Source organism: Williamsia sp. Y853, from assembly GCF_056786495.1.
This window is the reverse complement of record NZ_JBXCJC010000001.1, coordinates 1,883,470-1,904,179: the sequence shown is the minus strand read 5'-3', so window position 1 is coordinate 1,904,179 and position 20,710 is coordinate 1,883,470. Positions and strand designations below refer to the sequence as shown.

General features: G+C 64.4%; 20 protein-coding genes. 11 read left to right on the top strand and 9 right to left on the bottom strand.

What is annotated here, in order from left to right:
- From AC1TPF_RS08850 to AC1TPF_RS08835, 4 genes are read right to left on the bottom strand one after another with little or no spacing between them, the layout of a single operon-like run.
- On the bottom strand, positions 1-1,536 hold the full coding sequence (locus tag AC1TPF_RS08850) for an acyl-CoA carboxylase subunit beta (RefSeq protein ID WP_482144062.1): 1,536 nt from the start codon (positions 1,534-1,536) through the stop codon (positions 1-3).
- Between the two features lie 32 nt (positions 1,537-1,568).
- Positions 1,569-2,732, bottom strand: a complete 1,164-nt coding sequence (locus AC1TPF_RS08845) for an acyl-CoA dehydrogenase family protein (protein WP_482143542.1) — start codon at positions 2,730-2,732, stop codon at positions 1,569-1,571.
- Positions 2,733-4,439 (bottom strand): acyclic terpene utilization AtuA family protein, encoded by a 1,707-nt coding sequence (locus tag AC1TPF_RS08840; RefSeq protein WP_482143541.1) that lies wholly within the window; start codon positions 4,437-4,439, stop codon positions 2,733-2,735.
- Positions 4,436-5,209, bottom strand: a complete 774-nt coding sequence (locus AC1TPF_RS08835) for a TIGR03084 family metal-binding protein (RefSeq protein WP_482143539.1) — start codon at positions 5,207-5,209, stop codon at positions 4,436-4,438. The genes AC1TPF_RS08840 and AC1TPF_RS08835 overlap by 4 nt, the downstream gene beginning before the upstream one ends.
- A 151-nt stretch (positions 5,210-5,360) precedes the next feature.
- Between AC1TPF_RS08835 and AC1TPF_RS08830 the strand changes: the two genes are divergently transcribed.
- The 11 genes from AC1TPF_RS08830 to AC1TPF_RS08780 all read left to right on the top strand — a co-directional run bounded on the left by AC1TPF_RS08830 (position 5,361) and on the right by AC1TPF_RS08780 (position 16,841).
- Positions 5,361-6,131, top strand: a complete 771-nt coding sequence (locus AC1TPF_RS08830; RefSeq protein WP_482135492.1) for a GntR family transcriptional regulator — start codon at positions 5,361-5,363, stop codon at positions 6,129-6,131.
- Positions 6,122-6,565 (top strand): phosphonate C-P lyase system protein PhnG, encoded by a 444-nt coding sequence (locus AC1TPF_RS08825; protein WP_482135493.1) that lies wholly within the window; start codon positions 6,122-6,124, stop codon positions 6,563-6,565. Before AC1TPF_RS08830 ends, AC1TPF_RS08825 begins: the two co-directional genes overlap by 10 nt.
- Positions 6,565-7,257 (top strand): phosphonate C-P lyase system protein PhnH, encoded by a 693-nt coding sequence (gene phnH, locus AC1TPF_RS08820; RefSeq protein WP_482143537.1) that lies wholly within the window; start codon positions 6,565-6,567, stop codon positions 7,255-7,257. The genes AC1TPF_RS08825 and phnH overlap by 1 nt, the downstream gene beginning before the upstream one ends.
- Before the next feature lies 1 nt (position 7,258).
- Complete coding sequence (locus tag AC1TPF_RS08815; RefSeq protein ID WP_482135495.1) at positions 7,259-8,371, top strand: carbon-phosphorus lyase complex subunit PhnI; 1,113 nt, start codon at positions 7,259-7,261, stop codon at positions 8,369-8,371.
- A complete protein-coding gene (locus AC1TPF_RS08810; protein ID WP_482135496.1) occupies positions 8,371-10,227 on the top strand; it encodes an alpha-D-ribose 1-methylphosphonate 5-phosphate C-P-lyase PhnJ in 1,857 nt (618 codons plus the stop codon). The genes AC1TPF_RS08815 and AC1TPF_RS08810 overlap by 1 nt, the downstream gene beginning before the upstream one ends.
- 8 nt (positions 10,228-10,235) lie before the next feature.
- The gene (locus AC1TPF_RS08805; protein ID WP_482135497.1) at positions 10,236-10,997 is read left to right on the top strand and encodes an ATP-binding cassette domain-containing protein; all 762 of its coding nucleotides are present in this window, start codon (positions 10,236-10,238) and stop codon (positions 10,995-10,997) included.
- Positions 10,994-12,226: an alpha-D-ribose 1-methylphosphonate 5-triphosphate diphosphatase gene (locus AC1TPF_RS08800; protein WP_482135498.1), complete on the top strand. Its 1,233-nt coding sequence runs from the start codon at positions 10,994-10,996 to the stop codon at positions 12,224-12,226. The genes AC1TPF_RS08805 and AC1TPF_RS08800 overlap by 4 nt, the downstream gene beginning before the upstream one ends.
- Before the next feature lie 211 nt (positions 12,227-12,437).
- Positions 12,438-13,397, top strand: a complete 960-nt coding sequence (locus AC1TPF_RS08795; RefSeq protein WP_482135499.1) for a phosphate/phosphite/phosphonate ABC transporter substrate-binding protein — start codon at positions 12,438-12,440, stop codon at positions 13,395-13,397.
- A gap of 60 nt (positions 13,398-13,457) precedes the next feature.
- The gene (phnC, locus tag AC1TPF_RS08790; protein ID WP_482135500.1) at positions 13,458-14,279 is read left to right on the top strand and encodes a phosphonate ABC transporter ATP-binding protein; all 822 of its coding nucleotides are present in this window, start codon (positions 13,458-13,460) and stop codon (positions 14,277-14,279) included.
- Positions 14,280-14,383: 104 nt separating this feature from the next.
- Positions 14,384-16,021 (top strand): phosphonate ABC transporter, permease protein PhnE, encoded by a 1,638-nt coding sequence (gene phnE / locus AC1TPF_RS08785; protein WP_482137247.1) that lies wholly within the window; start codon positions 14,384-14,386, stop codon positions 16,019-16,021.
- A gap of 25 nt (positions 16,022-16,046) precedes the next feature.
- Positions 16,047-16,841 (top strand): inositol monophosphatase family protein, encoded by a 795-nt coding sequence (locus AC1TPF_RS08780; RefSeq protein WP_482143535.1) that lies wholly within the window; start codon positions 16,047-16,049, stop codon positions 16,839-16,841.
- A 40-nt stretch (positions 16,842-16,881) separates the two neighbouring features.
- Here the strand turns inward: AC1TPF_RS08780 and AC1TPF_RS08775 are convergent, their stop codons facing one another.
- From AC1TPF_RS08775 to AC1TPF_RS08755, 5 genes are read right to left on the bottom strand one after another with little or no spacing between them, the layout of a single operon-like run.
- Positions 16,882-17,772: a PaaI family thioesterase gene (locus AC1TPF_RS08775; RefSeq protein WP_482143534.1), complete on the bottom strand. Its 891-nt coding sequence runs from the start codon at positions 17,770-17,772 to the stop codon at positions 16,882-16,884.
- A gap of 34 nt (positions 17,773-17,806) precedes the next feature.
- The gene (locus tag AC1TPF_RS08770) at positions 17,807-18,679 is read right to left on the bottom strand and encodes an SDR family NAD(P)-dependent oxidoreductase (RefSeq protein WP_482143532.1); all 873 of its coding nucleotides are present in this window, start codon (positions 18,677-18,679) and stop codon (positions 17,807-17,809) included.
- Entirely contained in the window at positions 18,676-19,932 is a 1,257-nt protein-coding gene (locus AC1TPF_RS08765; protein ID WP_482135504.1) for a hypothetical protein, read from the bottom strand. The genes AC1TPF_RS08770 and AC1TPF_RS08765 overlap by 4 nt, the downstream gene beginning before the upstream one ends.
- Positions 19,933-19,939: 7 nt before the next feature.
- Positions 19,940-20,491: a nuclear transport factor 2 family protein gene (locus AC1TPF_RS08760; RefSeq protein WP_482135505.1), complete on the bottom strand. Its 552-nt coding sequence runs from the start codon at positions 20,489-20,491 to the stop codon at positions 19,940-19,942.
- A 15-nt stretch (positions 20,492-20,506) separates the two neighbouring features.
- Entirely contained in the window at positions 20,507-20,698 is a 192-nt protein-coding gene (locus AC1TPF_RS08755) for a ferredoxin (protein ID WP_482135506.1), read from the bottom strand.
- Positions 20,699-20,710: the final 12 nt, after the last annotated feature.

The following is a 20,710-nucleotide window of genomic DNA, read 5'->3' as shown; positions in this document are numbered from 1 at the left end:
TCACATCCGGAATACGCCGAAGTTGCTTGTACCCTCTACGGGCCCGTTGTCGATCGCCGAGAGACACAGGCCGAGAACCGTTCTGCTGTCCCTCGGATCGATGATGCCGTCGTCGTACAACATGCCCGACAGGAAGGCAGGCATCGATTCCTTTTCGATCTGGGCCTCGATCATCGCCCGCATGCCGGCATCCGCTTCTTCGTCCACGGTGCCGCCACGGGCTTCGGTGGCACTGCGCGAGACCATCGAGATCACACCGGCAAGCTGGGCTGCGCCCATCACCGCAGATTTTGCACTGGGCCAGGTGAACAGGAAGCGCGGATTGTATGCCCGTCCGCACATCCCGTAGTGCCCGGCTCCGTAGCTCGCACCGATCAGCATCGAGATATGTGGGACCGTGGAATTGGACACCGCGTTGATCATCATCGAGCCGTGCTTGATGATGCCACCGCGCTCGTACTCCTGCCCGACCATGTAGCCGGTTGTGTTGTGCAGGAACAGCAACGGCGTATTCGACCGATTGGCCAGCTGGATGAACTGGGTGGCCTTCTGCGATTCGGCGCTGAAGAGCACACCTTGGGCGTTGGCCAGGATCCCGATCGGATACCCGTGAATGCGCGCCCATCCGGTACACAACGACGAACCGTATTCGGGTTTGAACTCGTCGAACAGGCTCTCGTCAACGATCCGCGTGATCACCTCGCGCGGATCGAACGGGATCCGCAGATCACCCGGGACGATGCCCAACAGATCCCCGGCTGGATACTTCGGCTCGATGGACGGAGCCACCGGACCCGGACCCTGCTTGCGCCAGTTGAGCCGGGCGACGATCCGCCGTCCGAGGCGGATCGCATCTTGTTCGTCGGCGGCGTAGTAGTCGGCCAGACCGGACTGACGGGCGTGCATTTGTGCGCCGCCCAATGACTCGTCGTCGCTGACCTCACCGGTGGCCATTTTCACCAGCGGCGGACCACCGAGGAACACCTTCGACTGCCCCTCGATCATCACCGTGTGATCCGACATACCCGGAAGATAGGCACCGCCTGCCGTCGAATTTCCGAATACCAATGCGATGGTGGGGATCCCGGCCGCTGACAACCTGGTGATGTCGCGGAACATCGCCCCACCGGGAATGAAGACCTCTTTTTGCGTCGGCAGATCAGCGCCACCGGACTCCACCAGGTTGATCAGCGGCAGCCGGTTCTCCAGCGCAATCTGATTGGCCCGCAGACCCTTACGCAACGTCCACGGATTGGAGGTGCCGCCGCGGACGGTGGGGTCGTTGGCGACCAGAACACATTCGACCCCCTCCACCACGCCGATGCCGGTCACGATGGACGCACCCACCGGGAACTCGGATCCATATGCCGCGATCGGGGAGAGCTCGAGGAACGCACTGTCCTCGTCGATGAGCAGCTCGATCCGTTCCCGGGCCAGCAGTTTGCCGCGCTCGCGGTGCCGGGCGACCTTCTTCTCGCCACCCCCGGCCAGCGCCAGGGCGAACAACTCCTCGATCTCACCGATCCTGGTGAGCATCGTCTCGGTGGCAGATCCGGTGCCGGTGGCGCTCACGGGTGGTAGCCCAGACGCTTGCCTGCGAGACCGGTGAGGATTTCGGTGGTACCGCCGCCGATTCCGATGATCCGCATGTCCCGATATTGCCGCTCCACCTCGGTACCGGTCATGTAGCCGGCGCCACCGAAGAGCTGAACAGCCCTGTCCGCCACCCATTCACCGGCCTCGACCGCGGTGTTCTTGGCAAAACAGACTTCGGCGATGAGGTCGGTCTCCCCGGCCATTGCGGCGTCTACGATTGCGTGGGTGTAGGTCCGCGCGACATCGATCTTGCGGGCCATCTCGGTCACGGTCTCCTGCACCGACTGGCGCGCGATGAGCGGCTTGCCGAACGTCTCTCGACTCCGCACCCATTCGAGGGTCAGGTCGAGGCAGCGTTGCGCACATCCGTAGGCCTGAACGGCGAGTCCCACCCGCTCGGTGACAAATGCTCCGGCGATCTGGAAGAACCCCGAGTTCTCGGCATTGACAAGGTTGCTGACCGGAACCCGCGCGTCGACATACGAGAGTTCAGCGGTATCCGATGCGCGCCAACCCATCTTCTCGAGCTTGCGGGTGACTGTGAAGCCCGGCGTACCCTTCTCGACCACCAGCAACGAAACGCCACCGGCACCCGCACCGCCGGTGCGGACCGCGGTCACCACGAAGTCCGCGCGGACACCGGAGGTGATGTACGTCTTGGATCCGTTGACGACGTAGTGGTCGCCGTCGCGAACAGCCGAGGTGGTCAGGTGCCCGACGTCGCTGCCGCCGCCGGGTTCTGTGATGGCGAGGCTGCCGATCTTCTCACCGGCCAGCGTGGGGGTCACCCACTTCTCGATCTGCTCGGGATCATTGGCCGCAATCAGGTGCGGCAACGCGATTCCGCAGGTGAAGAGAGACGAGAAGACGCCACCGGCCACACCCGAACCATGTAGTACCTCACCGCAGATGGTGGCGTCGATCAGATCGCCGCCGCTGCCGCCGACAGACTCGGCGAAGCCCAGCCCGAGCAACCCGGCCTCGGCGGCCTGCTTGTGCAGATCGAGGGGCAGCTCGCCGCTGCGCTCCCACTCATCCTGAAATGGCAGAATGTGCCGCTCCGCGAATGTCCTGACGGAGTCGCGCAGCTGCTGACGCTCCGGGGTGTGCCAGACCTTGGACTCAAGGGATTTCATCTATTCTCCAAACCGGATCGGGATCGTGACGTGACGCGAACGCAGCCACTCTCCGAGCCCCTTAGCTTGCGGATCGAATCGAACGTTGTCTGCTACTCCTCGACCGAGAATTCCTTCGATCACGAAGTTCACGGCGAGTAAGTTGGGGAGTTCGTGGCGGTGGACCTCGAGGTCGGCCGCCTCCGGGATCAGCTGTTTGAACAGTTCGGTGCTCAGAGTCGCCGACAACCAATCGAAGTGCTCTGGATTACGCACCCACACACCCACATTCGCGTTGCCACCTTTGTCACCACTGCGGGCGCCTGCGATCTCACCCAGCGGCGCGCGACGTGTCGGCCCCCACGAACTGACCGGCTCCGGAGTTGTGGCCCGAGCCTCTTCCACAGGTGCAGCCACCTCGACCGGAAGGCCGGGTTCGATGACCTGCGTGGACCCGTCCGCATGGTGCACTGTGTGCGAGACCTCGCCCACCGGCACGTATCCGGCTTCGAACACCGCATACGGCGAGGCCGACCCTGGCGGTGCGGTCATGGTGAAACCGGGATAGCTGGCCAACGCCAACTCAACTGCAGCCGAGGAGAACTGGCGGCCCACGACCTTCTGGTCCGCATCCTTGACAACACACTGCAGCAACGCACTGGCCTGCTGCTCGGAGGGCGCGTCGACCTGATCGAGACGGGTCAGCGTCCAGGTGAGGTCGGCGGGCCTGGTGCTCAATTCGACCTCGAATTGGCGGCGCGCGAGTTCGGCCTTGGCCTCGATGTCGAGGCCGGTCAACACCATCGTGACCTCGTTCCGAAACCCGGCGAGGTGATTGAGCGACACCTTGAGGGTCTCCGGAGGTGCCTCACCGCGAACACCGCCGACCCGAACGCGGTCGTGTCCGAGATCGGTGAGTGTGATGGTGTCGAGACGGGTGGTCACGTCGGGACCGAGATAGCGCGGACCGCCGACTTCGTACAGCAGCTGCGCGGTGACCGTACCCACGGTGACCGCACCGCCCGTTCCGTCGTGCTTGGTGATGACAGAGCCACCGTCGGACGAGATCTCGGCGATCGGGAAGCCCGGGTGCGCCATGTCGCCGATCTCGGTGAAGAACGAATAGTTGCCGCCCGTGGCCTGCGTGCCGCATTCGATGATGTGCCCGGCCGCCACGGCCCCGGCCAACTGGTCGAGATCATCGCGGCCCCAGGCGAAATGGGCGGCGGCAGGTCCGACGGTCAGAGAGGCGTCGGTGACCCTGCCGGTGACAACGATGTCGGCGCCCGATCGCAGGGCGGCCGCGATCCCGAAGCCGCCCAGATAGGCATTGGCGGTCAGTGGCGTTCCGAGTCCGAGTTCGGCGGCCCGGGACCCGAGGTCGTCACCGTCGACGTAGGCGATCTTCGGCGCCAGCCCGAGTTTCTCGGCCAGCTCACCGATCGCTGCGGCGAGGCCGGCCGGGTTCACCCCTCCGGCGTTGCTGACGATCGTGACCCCCGCATCCATTGCGGTACCGAGGTTGACCTCGAGTTGTCGCAGGAAGGTTTTTGCATACCCGGTAGTGGGATCCTTGAGCCGATCACGACCCAGGATGAGCATCGTCAGCTCGGCCAGATAGTCGCCGGTCAGGCAGTCGAGTCCGCCGCCGGTGAGCATCTCCTGCATCGCCGAGAATCGGTCGCCGTAAAACCCGGAGGCATTGCCGATCCGAATGGTGCCAATCATTGTCCACCCCCGGGAGGTCCGGCGAAGCACTGCGCAATCGTGATCCAGTGGCGGGCATCGTCACCGGTCGCGCGGATGTCAAGGTCTCGCAGGCCGCGGCGCTGGGTGACGAGCTGACAGAAGTCGAGGGCCGAGCCGGTAACCCGCTGGGTGGCATCGCCGGGACCCCATGTCCAGGTCGAGCCATCAGGCGCATGCAGTTCAACCCGAAAACCGTCGGTCGGCGGGGTTTGGTTGTTGACCTGATAGGCGAAGTCTCGTGTCCGAACACCAAGATGTGCAATGGGTTTCAGCCTTGCCGTCGGCTTGGTGACAATTCCGAGCGCGTCGGCGACGTCCAGGCCATGAGCCCAGACCTCCATCAACCTGGCGGTCGCCATCGAGGCCGCGGACATCGGTGGACCAAACCACGGCAACTTCTGCCCCGCTGGGACTGCGAGGAGAGCCTCGGCCAGCACACGCCGCCCTTGCCGCCAGTGTTCAAGCAGCTCGACAGGCGGCTTCTGTGCCCGTTCCCTGGCCGCCACGTCGACAAATCCGGTCGGGTTCTGCCAGGCCTGCACCAGAACGCGCTCGAACTCCGCCGGATTCGTGGCCGCAGCAGTGGCCACCGCGTCCGTCCACGACAGATGCGCGATCTGCTCTTTCACGGCCCACCCCTCCGCGGGTGTTGGTGTAGCCCAGCCATTTTCGTCCAGATCTGAAACCATCTGGTCGACAACGTCGGTTTCCGCGGACAGAACAGACACAAGTTCGGCAACGATGCTCACGCGGCCAGCGTGACACGGGCCACTCACAAAAGCAAGCGCTGGTGCTTGTTTTCCCGGATGCCGGACAACTTGCCTACACGTTCAGCTGTGTTTCCCTCCCGGTTACCTGTCGTGTGGTTGTCCGTACAACTGGGGCCGACACAGTGATGGCATGACCGAGCAGAGATATCGCATCATCGCCGACCAGCTCGAATGCGAGGTCAACCGCTTGGCACCGGGCTCCAAGCTCGACAGTGAACACACGTTGATGCAGAGGTTCGATGTCGGCCGCGCCGCCGCTCGCGCCGCTCTCCAAGAATTGGAACGACGGCTACTCGTGCGGCGAATCCAGGGCAGCGGCACGTTTGTCAGCAATCGCATCGACTACGTGATCTCACGCGACCGCCGACCGTCATGGCATCGCACCGTCCGTAGCGCGGGCGCCGAACCTCGTACCGTGCTGCTCGAACATTCTCTGGCACCCCTGCCACCGGAATGTGCCGAGATGCTCGAACTGGCGCCCGCCACGCCGGCACACCACATGATCCGGCTCAACTACATCAACAACATGGTCGCCGGATTCGCCTCGGAGTGGATCTCTCACGATGTGGTGCCCCACTTGGCCGACGGTATGCGGGTCGAGGAATCACTCGATGAGGTCCTGCGCCAGATGGGCCACGTCCGCTCGGTTCGTTCCTGGTGCCGGACCGCCTCCGATATTCCACCACCCGAGATCCAGGCACGACTGCAACTGGTGACCGCAACCCCGGCCTGGGTGGTCGAAAGCGTGAACCGCGACGCCGATTCCGGCAGGGCACTGACCTACAGCAAGGCCTGGATGCGGGGCGATTCAGTGCGGGTCGTCATGGAAATCGGCACGTCGCCCGCTGACAGCCACACCAACAACCTCACCACCGACACGAAAGAAGTTGCATGGAAATGACATCCACCGGATACAGCCGAGAACGGATCGCCGAGCTACTCGCCGCGGCCGCGGAGGACGAACTCGTCGAGCTCGCGGACGCCGCCCTGGCCACCGGTGCCGAGTTCAGGCTTCTCACCGCCCCGGAGATCGGGACGATCGCCGCGCAGGTCCGTGAGCCCATCGCCTATGACCGGTTCTTTCTCGGCGACGTCCTCGCGTGTCGCGCCGAGGTCACTTTGGCCGGAACCCACGGCTGGGCAATGCGCATGGGAGACAACAGGGCCGCGACCCTGGCCGCCGCCGTCTGCGATGCAGAAGTCCAGGCAGGCGGTCCGAACAGCTCGAGGGTGATCGAGCTGTGCCACCGCGTCGAAACCGATCTCGAGCTCGCAGACCGTGGCGAGTGGGCCCAATTGGCGCCCACCGTCGTCCAATTCGAGGAGCTGACCTGATGACCGACCTGTTCACCGGAAGCACCCTGGGCGTGGGCGTTGATCCCCTCATGTCGCAGAGCATCTTCCGCGCCATCCTCAACGCCTTCGCACGACCGGGGATCGTCGAAACCCTGCCCCGGACCACCTACCCGCCCGCAATGTTGCCTGCTCTGGCCCTGGCCGACCTCGAGACGGGCACGCACCTGATCGAAGAGTCCCCGGGCACATGGGCTTCGGTGTTGTCCGTCGCGACCGGAGCCCCCGCGCTCTCCCTGGACACAGCCAAGTTCGTGACAGCACTCCGGCCGCTGACCGATCACGAGTTCGGTTCGGTGGCGGTGGGTAGCCCGCTGAGTCCGGAATCCGGTGCCACCGTGATCCTTTCCGTCGACGCGTTGTCCGGTGGAACGCGGGTGGCGATCGAGGGCCCCGGCATCGCCTCGCCGATCGATTTCGCACCGCGCGGGATCTCCGCTGATTTCTGGAACGTTCGGCGGCGGCTGGTCTCGGACTTCCCCACCGGTGCGGACCTGCTGTTCGTCAGTGCCGACGGGGAGCTTGTCGGAATACCCCGCACCACCGTGGTCCACACCATCGACCACCACACACCGACTCCAAACGTCGACCCCAACAACCCGACTCCAAACGTCGGCCACAACAACCCGACTCCAAACGTCGGCCACCACACACCGACCGCAAAGGCCAACTGAAATGGGATATTCGGGAGCACGAGGCGGTCTGGATGCGATCCTCGCCGCAGAGTCATTGGTCCGCGGTGCCAGGAATCAGGACCCGGCGCCGTGGTTGACCACCAAACAGATCACCGGCCGCATGCGCCTGGCCGTCGACCGTGTGATGGGCGAAGGCAGCCTGTACCACGAAGAGACGGCTGCGGACGCGCTACGCCAGGCCGAAGGTGACGTCATCGAGGCCACCCACCTGGTCCGCGCACACCAGTCGACCTTGCCGCGACTGGCGGTGAGCGAGCCGATCGACCCCGACGAGATGGTGGTACTGCGGCGAATCGTCCCCGCTCATCGCGTTCCCGACGGCCCCCAGCTCCTCGGCCGCACAAGCGATTACACCGGTCGCATGCTCGACCGGGATCAGGAGACATCGGCAGCTGTCATCGGGCAAGACGAGCTCGGGCAGTCCGAGCGAACCGAATCCGAGCGCCACCCACGTCGCTTCTCCGACATGCTCCGCGAGATGGATCTGCTGGTCGACAACCGGCCCGGCGACAACGACACCGATGAGCCGCCCTTTGACATCTCGCGTCATCCGGCCCGTCCACCAGCTCCTCGTTCGGCGATTCTCGCGAGCATGGCGCGGGCGGAGACCGGTTCACTCATCGGCACCTGGTACCGCTCGATCCGTGGTACCGAGGGCAACTTCCACGAGGTCACGCTCGGCGAGGTCCGCCACGGCCGGCTCCCCCTCCGAGTCCTTCATCCCCACACCGGAAACCCGGTGCAGCTCGGACACATTCGAGCATCCGAGTGCGAAGCGATCGAAGACCTGGACGGCCCCGACGAGGACCGTAGCCGCTTCGACGTCGGGTACGGCCTCTGCTTCGGTCACAACGAACGCAAGGCCATCGCGATGGCCAACCTGGATATCGCCAGCCGACGATACGGAGACACCGGCGGTCTCGAACAGGTGCTGTTGCTCACCACCGATGGACTCGACTCCTGTGGATTCCTCGAGCATCTCAAGCTCCCGCACTACGTCACATTCCGGTCGATGATCGATCGCAAACGGGCCGTTCGCGGCGTCGACGACGACCTCGCCCGCCCCGCTGAACCCATTGGAAGGACCTGCTGATGACGCTCACCGACACCGTCGCCACAACGCCAACCGTCACCACCTCAGATGTGCTGGCGTCCATCGACTCCGCCGCATTTCCGCAAGGCATTCTCGACGAGGGTTCCAAGCGTGAGATCCGCCGCGCCACACTGATAGCGGTCTGCGTCCCCGGCTACCAGGTCCCCTTCGGCTCCCGGGAGATGCCCGTGGCCCGCGGCTGGGGGTCGGGCGGATTGCAGGTCACCCTCGGCATGCTCGGTGCCGACGACACCGTCAAAGTCATCGACCAGGGCGACGACGACGGCGTGAACGCCACCAATCTCCGGCGCCTGATCGTCAACAGTGAACGGTGCCTGCAGACCCAGGACACCCGTGAATCGACCGTCATCCAGAGCCGTCACCGGATCCCGGAAGAGCCGATGGCAGAAGGCCAGACCCTGGTACTCCAGGTTCCCGTCGCCGAACCGCTTCGCGGAGTGCAGAAGTCGGTTCGAGAATGTGCACGGATGCACGCCGAAGCGGACTATTCGATGATCTGGGTCAGCCTCTACGAGGACCTCGTGCGCAACGGCGTCATCACCAAGACCACCGGTTACCCGGTGTTGGTCAACGGCCGTTACATCATGATCACCACCCCGATCCCGCGCTGGGATGTACCCCGCCTCGACGACTCACCCCACCTCACACTGTTCGGTGCAGGCCGAGAGAAGCGGATCTTCGCGGTGCCGCCGTACACCACGGTCGAGCCGATCACCTTCGATGATGTCCCGTTCGAGGTCGAGGGCAACAGCACCCAGAGCTGTGCCCGCTGTGGTTCGGCTGACACATTCCTGGTCGAGGCACCCGGCGGCCGCCTGGCCTGTAGCGACATCGAATGGTGCACACGCACACTGGACGGTGACGTCGACAAGAAGTTGCACACGGATAACGCGCCGCTGCACTTCTTGCCCGATACCTCGCGTCGAGTCCGCGGCAGCGCAGCGACCACGGTGCGCGAGCGCCGCGAGCCGGTGAGCCGGCCGGCCGAGGCCACCGCCGAGGGCTGGACCCTGGCAGCGCGTGGCGTCGGCAAGATCCACGGACCTGGTGGCGCCGAGGCGGTACCCGGCACCGGCCCCGAGGCCGGCACGGCAATCAGCCCACGCACCGGCGCGATCGTCGCCGCCTGGGATGTCAGCTTCGATGTGGCACCCGGCGAAGCACTCGGTCTGATCGGCGAATCCGGCTCGGGTAAATCGACCGTGCTGCGTTGCCTGGTCGGCGAGGACATCGCCACATCCGGGTCGATGTTCCTGACCTCCGTGGACGGGGGCCGCACCGACATCTTCGGTCTCGACGCGGCCGCCCGCCGCGCCCTGCGGATCGACACCCTCGGACTCGTTCACCAGAATCCGGCCGACGGACTGACGATGAACGTATCGGCAGGCGGAAACATCGCCGAGCGTCTGACCGCGGCCGGATGGCGGAATTATCACGAGATCCGCGACCGCGCAGCCTATCTGCTCGAGAAGGTGGAGGTCCCGCTCGACCGGATGGACGATCCGGTCAAGCACTTCTCCGGTGGCATGCGGCAGCGTGTTCAGATCGCAAAGGCCTTGGCCACCGACCCGCGCGTTCTCCTGCTCGACGAGCCCACCACCGGCCTCGACGCCTCCGTCGCGGCGGGTGTGCTGGACCTGCTGCGCAAGCTCCTCGCCGAGCGCGACACCGCAGCCGTTGTGGTCAGCCACGACTTCGCCGTGATCGAAGCCCTCACCGATCGCTGCCTGGTGATGAATGTCGGCCGCGTGGTCGAGAACGGTCTGACCGATCAGCTCTTCCAAGATCCACACCACCCCTACACTCAGCGGCTCGTTGCGGCCGCACGAAGGTGACACCCACGATGTATGAGGCATTGAATCCGGCCACCGACACCCCGGTACTGTCCGTCCGGGATCTACGTAAGACGTTCACCCTGCACACCATTGACGGTCGCACCGTGACCTCACTGCACGGCGTCGACCTCGACGTCGCAGTCGGGGAACATGTGGCGCTGGCAGGCCCCAGCGGCGCAGGCAAGTCCAGCCTGCTGCGATGTGTGCACCGCAGCTACCTCCCCGATTCCGGCACAGTCGCCCTGAACACCGGGTCGACGACGGTGGAATTGACTTCTTTGCCAGACCGGGAGATGGCCAGGATAAGGGGCCGAGAGTTGGGTTACGTCTCTCAGTTCTTGTCCGCCCCTCCCCGCACCGCTCCACTGGAAGTTGTTGCCTCAGCGGGCCGTCGGCGCGGAATGTCGCGCGAGGAAGCCCGCGAGGCCGCCGCGGCGTCGCTGCGACGACTCGCCCTCGACGAAGCATTGTGGGACGTCGACTGTAGCGTCCTGTCCGGCGGAGAACGCCAACGGGTGAATATTGCTGCCGGAACGGTCAATCCACCCCGGTTACTACTCCTCGACGAACCGGTTTCTGCCCTCGACCCCGCCAACCGTGAACTCGCGCTCGAACTCATCGCGTCACTGTCGGCGCAGGGTGTTGCCGTCCTCGCGGTATTTCACGACCTGGATGCCATGCGGCAGTTGGCATCCCGAGTCATCCGTTTCAGTGACGGTCGCATAGCCCAGCAAGGTACCCCCGCAGAAGTCCTGGAGGCAGCAGCATGACCGAATCAACTCAGACACTCTCCCGGCCCACGGCCTGGTCACTGCCACAGGCACCGAGCAACTATGTGCTCGGACACGTCCGGGCGATCCTGCCCGGCGAGGTCCTCGACGACGCCCGGATCGTGGTGCGCGACGGACGGATCGTCGAGGCCGGACCCATGGTCACCGGATCACCGATCGATGTCGACGGTGGCGGGTTGTACTGCCTTCCAGGACTTGTGGATGTGCACTCCGACGGACTCGAGCGTGAACGGATGCCACGTCCCGGGGCCGAATTGCCCTGGATGTTCTCGATGATGTCTTTCGAGGGCAAGCTGCGCGCCGCAGGCGTCACCACCGTCTTCCACGGGGCATCGTTCTCCGACCGCGAGTCGGCTCAGCAGCGCAGCGTCCATGCCGCGGTGTCGATGTGCGAGGCCATCGATGCCTGGAACGGCCGCGAGAGTGATGGACGGCTGGTCGATCACCGGGTCCTGCATCGCCTCGACGTGCGCTCCGCTGCCGGACTCGCGGCCTTGCGCCACCGGTACGACCAACAATGCGTTGTCGGTCAGATCAGCGACACCCTGCCTGCGGTCATCTCTCACGAAGACCACACCCCGGGCATAGGGCAGTACGCCGACCGCACCTTCTACGAGCGTTACATCGCCGGGATGCGCGGTATCTCCGACGACGCCGCCCGCGCGATCGTCGATGAGGTTGCGCACCAACGGGAAAGCAACATCGGCGTTCGTGAAGAGGCGATGGATTGGCTGGCCGGAAGTTCGGCGACCGGCTTCGTTCGCATCTTCGGGCACGACCCCGAATCAGCCGTCGAGATCGCCGACCTGGCGCGGCGGGGCGGCAATGTGGCCGAGTTCCCCACCACCGAGGAAGCAGCTCGAGAAGCGCGTGACCGGGGTATGTCCGTCGTGATGGGCGGCCCGAATGTCCTGCGCGGAGGATCCCACTCCGGCAACGTTTCCGCCGTAGAGCTCGCAGGGCTGGGATTGGTCACGGCACTGGCATCGGACTACCTGCCTTCATCGCTCCTCGGTGCCGCCTTCAGTCTCGCCACCGACAAGACGATGGCTCTGCACGATGCGGTCTCGCTGATCACCAGTGGTCCCGCCACCGCCGTCGGCCTGTCCGACCGGGGTGCTCTGGAACCCGGGCAGCGCGCCGACATGGTGCTGGTCGGAGTCGAACACGGCTGTCCCGTCGTCCGTTCCGTGCTGCGCGGGATCTGACCGAGCGCATTGTGGGACAACCTTCGGTTACTGACGCCTGGCCGTTTCGTCTGGTTCATCCAGGGTTGTCCCACTCGTTGCCGCGGTAGAGGACGCTCAGTTCCGACCGCGTTTTCACACCCACCGCGGGTCCTTCCAGTCCCTTGCCCGACTTCCCTCCTGAATCCGGGTTCAGCAATACCTGATTACAGAAAACAAGGAGCACACCTTCATGGGCAGCCAACTACACCGCTCACTGGCCACCATCGCCTGCGGCGGCGCAGCGCTGATCGCGCTCGCCGCATGCGGTTCGAGCGCAGCGGACACCTCATCTTCGGACGCTTCGACGAGCTCTGATCCGACAACGCTGGTCCTGGCGTCCATTCCCTCCGAGGACTCACAGAGCCTTCAGCAGCAGTACGCCACCATCGGCTCGGTCATCGAAAAGGAAACGGGTCTCAAGGTCGAGTTCCAGAACGCCACCGATTACGCCGCGGTCATCGAAGGGCAGCGCGCAGGCAAGATCCAGATCGCCGCGTACGGGCCGTTCTCGTACGTCACTGCAAAAGACAGTGGCGTCAACACCATTCCGGTCGCCGTCCCGGTCAATGCCGCCGACGAGGAACCCGGGTACCAGTCGTACGCGATCACCAAGTCCGGGTCAGACATCAAGAGCCTCGAAGATTTCCGCGGCAAGACCATCTGCTTCGTCGACCCGTCCTCGACCTCCGGCTATCTGTACCCCTCTGCCGGACTCCTCGCGGTGGGCATCGACCCCGTCAAGGACGTGACCCCGGTCTTCGCAGGCGGCCATGACGCGTCTGTACTGGCTGTCAACAGTGGCCAGTGCGACGCCGGGTTCGCCTACGACACCATCGTCGACAAGGTCCTCATCGAAAAGGGCCAGATCAAGCCCGGCGACATCACCACCCTGTGGAAGTCCGACTTGATCGCCGCGAGCCCGATCGCCATCTCCGGCGACCTCTCACCGGAGCTCCAGGCCAAACTCACCGACATCTTCCAGAACAAGCTCACCCGACCGGCACTGGTGACGGCGGGTTACTGCGCCGAGGAGGCATCCTGCCCGCTCCCCGACGACGTCGAGTACGGCTACGTAGCCGTGAACGACGCCGTCTACGACGGTGTCCGCAAGGTCTGCGAGGCCACCAAAGCCGAAGCCTGCCAGGGCTGATCAAGGCCAGTCCCACCGAACCATCCCCCTTCGAACATCCTCCACAGCAGGGAGAACCCGATGACCGACTCCGACCATGCCGCGCTCGGCGCGTCCATCGACCGCATCCTCACACCATCGATCGTTCTCGAGAATGTGACCAAGGATTTCGGCCCGCAGGTACACGCACTCGACGACGTATCACTCCGGATACACCCGGGAGAGGTCGTTGCCTTGCTCGGCTTGTCGGGGTCGGGCAAGTCGACCCTGCTGCGGCTACTGGACGGATTGCATCTCCCCACCGACGGCGCCGTGACCGTACTCGGGCGCAACGTGGGCACCGCCCGCGGGCGCGAGTTGCGCGAACTGCGCCGTCAGGTGGGATTTGTGTTCCAGCAATTCCATCTGGTCGGCAGCATGTCTGTCCTCGAGAACGTGTGCACCGGTGCTCTCGGCGCTCTGCGCGGACCACGCTTCGGCTTGTTCAGCTATCCGAAATCGGTACGCCTGGCCGCCATGGAACAACTCGATCGAGTCGGGCTGGCCGACAGGCCGTTTCAGCGCGCCGACACCTTGTCCGGCGGTCAGCAACAGCGAGTTGCGGTCGCGCGGGCGCTCATTCAGCGGCCGAAGATACTTCTTGCCGACGAACCGGTGGCATCGCTCGACCCCGAATCCTCTGTCCAGGTGATGGCACTGATCTCGCGTATCGCCTCCGAGGACAACCTGACCGTGGTGTGCAGTCTCCACCAGGTCGAACTCGCGCTGTCCTGGGGGCATCGCCTCATCGGACTGCGCTCGGGCCGAGTCGTACTCGACAAGGTGGTCGAAGGCATGAGTCGCGAAGAGGCGATGAGCATCTACACCAGCGTCGCCTCACCGACATCACCACAGTTGGTTTGACGCCCGTGTCCGTTCTGTCACCCGCGCGACCCGACAAGACCCGCGAACCGTCGCAGCGCACCCTTCCTCGCCCATCGCTGACCTCCATCGGCGTGTGGGTCGTGATGACCGTCTGGTTCATCGCCTCCATCTGGTCCATCGCGGCTCTGAAGATCAACCTCGCAACCTTCGTGGACAGCCTCGACAACGCCGCGAACTTCATCTCCCGGATGTTCCCGCTCGACTTCCCGCCGGTCGGCGAGATGCTCACCATGACCGGGCAGACCCTGGCCATCGTCACCTGCGCGACCGCCCTCAGTGTCGCGCTCAGCATGCCCGTCGCCCTGATGGCTGCCCGCAACACCACCGCCGGCACACCGCTGCGGTGGGGCGCCCGGGTGATCATCGTCATCACCCGCGCGGTTCCCGAGATCGTGCTGGCCATCCTGTATCTGCGCCTGTTCGGCCTCGGTGCCGTCGCCGGGATCCTGGCACTGGGAATCCACTCGATCGGCATGATCGGCAAGATGTACGCCGACGCCATCGAAGACACCGATGCCGGCCCCCGTGACGCCCTCCGTGCCGCAGGCGCCACCTGGTGGCAACAGATCACCGGTGGCGTCATCCCGCAGGCCCTGCCGGCATTTGTCGCAATTGCCCTGCACCGCTTCGACATCAACCTGCGCGCCTCGGTGATTCTGGGCTACGTGGGGGTCAGTGGCATCGGCATGGAACTGTCTCTTGCAATGAAGACCCTCAACTATCAACGAGGGATGGCGCTGGCGCTCTTTGTGGTTGCCCTCTGCGTCGCCGTCGAGATGATCTCCGGTGCGATCCGAAAATCTTTGCTCGGAGAACAGATGCCGACCCGCATCTCCCTCTGGGGACGGCTGCGACGGCGCGTGACCCGATCCTCAGGTGGTTGGCTCGAAGCCGAGGTCGGCACCGCGCAAACCGCCGCGCGTACCAAAACCGGCGAGTACCGGGTGAGCCCACCGTGGACCGGCGAACGCATTCGGCGAACTCTCTACATCGGACTCACCGTGGCTGCCCTGATCCTGGCGACCTGGGGCGCGAAGATCGACTTCTCTCGCGTGCTCGACGGCCTGGCGACGACATCGACCACGCTCGAACTCTTCTTCCCACCCGGCACCGGTGGCATTTGGGACGAACTGCTCGAACAGCTGATCGTCACTGTCCAGATCGCCTTGGCAGCAACCTTTCTCGGTATCCTACTCGCGATACCCATCGGAGTACTGGCCGCACGCAACGTGTCCCCGACACCCGGTATTGCCAAAGCGTTCCGCATCATCATCGTCCTGGTCCGCGGAATCCCCGACCTCATCATCGCGATCATCTTCATCGTCATCACCGGCCTCGGCGCCACCGCGGGTGCGCTGGCACTGTCGGTCGGTGTGGTCGGCCTCTTCGGAAAACTCATCGCCGACTCACTCGAGGAGACCGACGTCCGAGTGCAACAAGCGGTCACCGCAGGGGGAAGCAGCCGCAGCCAAGTGTTCGTGGCGGCCACCCTGCGCCAGTCCGCGCCTGCGCTGATCGCGCACCTGTTCTACCAACTCGATGTAAACATCCGCGCGGCAACACTCCTCGGCGTCGTCGGTGCAGGTGGCATCGGCTTCTACCTGATGAACGCTGCCCGCGTCATGCAATTCGATGTGGTCACGACCATCGTCCTGATGGTCTTCGCCGTGGTGATGGTCGTCGAAGGCATCGCCATGTGGATGCGCCGCGCAATGTCGTGAAATCCCAATTGATGAAAGAGATACCGTGAGTTCAGTCGAAAGTGTCAGAACCCGAACCAATTCCGCTCTGCAGGCGGCTTCGGACGCCGCGATGGAAGCACACCGCAGCGCCGTGCAGTCGCACACCCGAGAAGAGTTGCGGGCAACCGTGATGACCGGCGCCGACGGCACACCCACCATGCTCATCGACGAACTCGTCGAAAACGCGATCATCGACGTCGCCACCGCGGCGGGCGTGAACGTACTGACCGAAGAACGCGGCTGGATCGATGTCGGCTCGGCCGTCACTCTGGTGATCGATCCCGTCGACGGCTCTGCCAACGCCGCCGCCGGAGTGCCCCTGGCCTGCTTCAGCGCGGCAGTGGTCGTCGATGGTGCGTTCGTCGAGGCCATGACCACCTGGCTGCACACCGGTGAGAGCTGGTGGGCGTCGAGAACTGTTGCGCCCTACCGCACCAGTGGGTGCACCAGCGTCGCCAATGCCGCCGTCTCCGTGCTACGTCCCCACGAACGTAACTGGGACGCCTGGTCCCGGGTTGCCAAGCGCGCCACCAGGGTCCGAATCCTCAGTTGCAGCACCATCGATTCCGCATTCGTGGCCACCGGAGCCGTCGACGCCTTTCTCGATGCGGGCAGCGACACCCACCGTCTCATGGACATCGCGGCCGCAGTTGTCCTGGTCGAGTCGTCCGGAGGGGCCGTGATCGACGCCTACGGCCGCGACATCGAGTTCGACACCGACCTCACCCGCCGTTGGAGCGGAATCGTCGCAGCCACACCCGATCTCGCCGAAGAACTCCGCACCCTGGTCGTCGGGTGATCGCCCGCCTTCTCCCCGGCACCCACCGTCGCCCGACCGATCAAACGGCGGTGGCGTCGGCGGTGGCCTGGGCGACGACGGTGCCGTCCGGGTGACTCATGGTTGCGGTGACAGAACAGATGCGACGACCTGACTTCACCTGCTTCACCACGACGGTCAGGTTGCCCTGATCGACAGCGGGTGAACGCAGGAAGCTCACGGTGAGGTCGGAGACCTGGTAACGCCCGCCTGCTCTGGCCGACAACTCGGCGCCGAGCGAGCAACCTTCGGCCATGATCGACGTCACGATCCCGCCATGCATTGTGCCCATCCGATTCGCCATCCCGGGACACGGCGCCACCGCGATCTCGACTTCGTGGTCACCAACAGCAACGACGCGCAGGCCCAGAAGACGCTGGATCGGCCCGGCAGCAATCGAACCGTCCGTCAGACCCGCCAGGATCTGTCTGCCGGTCAGATCCGGGTCGAGGCCCTCCGGTGGTGGCGACTGCTCGTGATTCTCGCTCGTACCGGCCTGCTTGCCGAGTTCGAGCTCCGGGATTTCTCCGATGGCACGGCGGACCAGGACGCCCCGCCCGGTCGCCACGCAGACCACGGTGCCCGCATCGTCGACCAATTCGGCAGAGGTGACCCCGTGGTCACCGGTGGCACCGACCAGGCGGCCTGTGCCTCGCACGCGACTGCCAGATCTCGCCGGGACGGGGGCGGACAACGACAACCGCGCCTGGACCGTCGCCGAACCCTCCGGATGGGAGCGATAGAAGGCATTGCCGCCGACGATCTCCGCCAACGTGGCATACGAAGACATACCGGCGATCCCGCGGTGATCGACGACATCGGTCCCGAGGAACTGGCTGAACGTCCGAGCCCCTTGGTCGTCGACAACGTGTTCGATGCCGAGTACTTCCATGGGGTCTTTCGTCTGCGTCATGAAAACATGCCTATCACGCAGTCGGCACCGACATTCAATCGGCGAGGATGGCCTGCAGTTCGGCCAACGAATACGGCGGTTCGGGATCGCGCCCGCGGTAGGCCACGAACGCCGGCTCGAACGCCGGATACTTTCCGATGAAACCACCTGCTGCACTGTATATCTGGCCGGTGATGCCGTCGGCCAGATCGCTTGCGAGATAGGCATACAGCGGTGCCACGTACTCCGGTGGCGCCGGATCCAGCGCGGCATCGCGGGTGAATTCGTCGAGCAGACCACGCTCGAACAGGTCTCTGATGTGCGCCTCGTATCCGGCACCCGTCGACAACCTCGTCTTGCCACCCGGGCAGACGACGTTGACCCGCACACCGTGCGGACGCAGGTCCGCGGCCAACGCCAGCGACAGACTGTTCACCCCACCTTTCGCGGCCGGGTACCCAGTTCCTCCGAAGTTGCCCGCCGACGCCGCCGAACCGGTGGTGACAATCGCACCGGAGCCCTGTTCCACGAGGATCGGCGCAGCCGCGCGCACCAGTTCGAACGTGCTCACCAGATGCGCATCGAGCTGGGCAAAGAACTCGTAGGTGCTCATGGTCAGGATCGATGATCCCTCCGGTTCGGCAACGCCTGCGCAGTTGATCACCACATCGAGCCCACCGAACTCACGCATCGCGGTGGACACCGCCTCTTGTGCGACATCCTCCTCCGCGACGTTGCCGACCACTGCAACCGCAATGCCACCACCCTCGACAATCTGCGCTGCGGCAGCCTTGACTGTGGCGTCGTCGCGGCCATTGACCACCACCGACGCACCCTCCGCGGCAAGCTTGCTCGCGACGGCCAGGCCTATGCCACGACTGGATCCGGCGATCACGGCCCGCTTGCCCTGCAGGTGTTGCGAATTCACACTGCTGAGACCGGTGTGATCGACAACGGAATCCCGCGGTCCGCGAACTCGAATGTCGCGCCGCCGCTGAAGCGTGCGATGGCGACCTCGCCGGACTCCTTGATCGCCTCCCCGCGAGCGATCTCGATCACCACGTCATCCCCCTCGAGATGACCGGAGACCGAGGACCACGTGGGATGCACAGCCGACGACATCGCAAGTACCGGCTCGAGGTGTTCGGGATCGATGTAGGCGATCCATCCGTTGTCGGCAATCGCAGCGGAGTTCCCCGGCAACCGCAACCGAACCGTCACGTCGTCCCCCGCGCCGTGGATCGACACCTGCGCGCCGACATACTGCTCCGGCCCGAGAATCGGGTGAACCCGCAACACCGCTGCCAGCCCCTCGGCGTCTTGTTCCACGCCGAGACAGTGGCGCAATCGATCAGCCGTCAGACCCGAGATGCCGGTCAGCTGCTTTCGGAAGATACTGTCGGCCTGACCCTCGTCCTCGGACTTCTCCCGCACCGACATCGCAAACCCGAGTGCCAGAAGTTGGTGTTGCAGCGCAACCTCTTCCGCCATCCGAATCAGCGCAGAGTGTGACCAATCCGCGAACCGCAGATCATCCCAGACCGGGCCGCGGTAGTCGTCGTGGCCTTCGCCTCCGGCGATGATCGGCGACAGTTCGACGTTCGCTGCCCGCGTCGCCGACATGATGATCGACTGCTCGGGCAACGGCAGTTCGTCACGGTCGGGTTCGATGGTCACCGTCCACGCGCAGTGGGGATGCCGATCCGCCGGCCGTCGTGGTGGCCGGTGGATCGGGCGGATCCGCGCCCGCCTGTTGGTGGCGATCGCGGTCGCGTCGAAGGTCGGATCTTCGATGTCGTGACACATCGAAGTGACGTAGTCATCGCCCATCGGCTCGACATCCATCAGTGCGCCACAATGATTCAGTACGAACTCACCGTGATATTCGTCGAAGATCGTGTACCGGAAGTCCATGAACTGCGGTGGTGCTCCGATGTCGAGCTGCAAGCACTTGAACATGTCCGCGACGCCATCACCGTCGATCTGCAACGCGGTACGCATCCGTTTGGTGTAAACGGGGCTGGCCGCCATCCACTCTTCGATCGCGATCTGGGCCATGGTTTCCCGCCCGAAAGCACCGATACAGTGGGCCATTCCGGAACGGTCGATCAGTTGCCCCGACAGCAGCAGCTCCGGCAGGAGTCTGGCCAATGTCGGGCGGTCGAGGTCTGCGTACGACATCGAGTCATCACCACATCTCGACAGGCGTCTTACCCAGCGGATACCAGCCCGGCAGAAGCTCTTTGGCGTTCATGACCCGGTCGATCCGGCCCTGCATCCCCTTGCTCATCACACCGTCGGTCATCATCTCCATGAACAGTGCGGTGACATTTCCGTAGTCGAAGAAGTCGCGCTGCCATCCCCACTGGAAGTTTCCGGCATATTTGAACCAGCTGCCCTGGATGCCCTCGAGTCCGTAGTGGGTGCCGTCGTCGCGGGTGGCCTCGAAGATCTGCTTCCACAGCCCCATCATGTCGCCGGTCTTCTCGTCGATCACCCAGGTCTGGTACGGGTACGTCCAACCATCGAGTCCGTCCATCTCGAAACCGATTGCATAGTCACGGATCTGCTCGCGGCCGATGGCCATGAAGTCGTGCTTGGCACCGTAATTCCACCCGTAGGTGGCATCTTCGGTGTAGTACTCCGCGAGCGGCCGCCAATCGCCGGTCTTCTCGCAATCGATGTTGGCCTGCAGCCAACGCTCCACCATCTCGTCGAGTTCAGCGCGTTCAAATGACATGGGAGTATCCAACTTTCATTCTTCAACAATTTTGAGGGCTTGGGTCGGACAGTAACGCACCGCGCGCTCCACGTCTGCCATATGACTGCTATCCGGTTGGGAATCAAGCAGTTTCACCGATTCGCGTTCGGCTTCGAAGATGTCGGGTGCTTCCATCTCACACATGCCGTGCCCCTGACACAGGTCCAGATCTACTTCGATTTTCACAGGAACCACCTC